The sequence below is a fragment of the Streptomyces panaciradicis genome, assembly GCF_023516615.1.
Classification (GTDB): domain Bacteria; phylum Actinomycetota; class Actinomycetes; order Streptomycetales; family Streptomycetaceae; genus Streptomyces; species Streptomyces panaciradicis.
Genome location: NZ_JAMGBF010000338.1, coordinates 1 through 437, shown reverse-complemented (window position 1 = coordinate 437; position 437 = coordinate 1). Strand labels below are relative to the sequence as shown.

Here is a 437-nt window from a genome sequence, read left to right as displayed (position 1 = left end):
GGCCGCCCCGGCGGTGTGGTCGGCTCCATGAGCGTGCCCGGCGGCTCCCGGCCCGGCGCCCCGGGCTCCCGGCCCGGCGGGACGAACGGCGCCGGACTCCCCGGTGCCACCGGCGGACCGGTGGCTCCCGGTCACGGCGGCGGCACCGGCTCCTTCGACGTGACCGAGGCGCTGGCCGCGGGACCGCTCGGCGGCAGCGGCACGCGCACCGGCGGCGAGCCGCGCCGTGACGAGCTGCCGTACTTCGCCGAGGGCGACCGCGGCGGACAGAACGGGCACAACGGCCAGAACGGCCAGGGTGGTTACGGCGGCCAGGGCGGCGCCAACGGCTTCGACGCCCCGGGCGGCCAGGGCGGCCCCCAGGGCCCCGCGGGCCCGACCGGCGGCCCGGTGACCGGCGACGGCCCGAAGGTGCCGCCCATCAGCGCCGGCCCCTC

1 pseudogene is annotated in these 437 nt (G+C 81.5%); it reads left to right on the top strand.

Annotated features, from left to right (window positions below):
* A pseudogene (locus tag M8J74_RS44260) lies at positions 1-437 on the top strand (hypothetical protein); the annotation flags it as partial.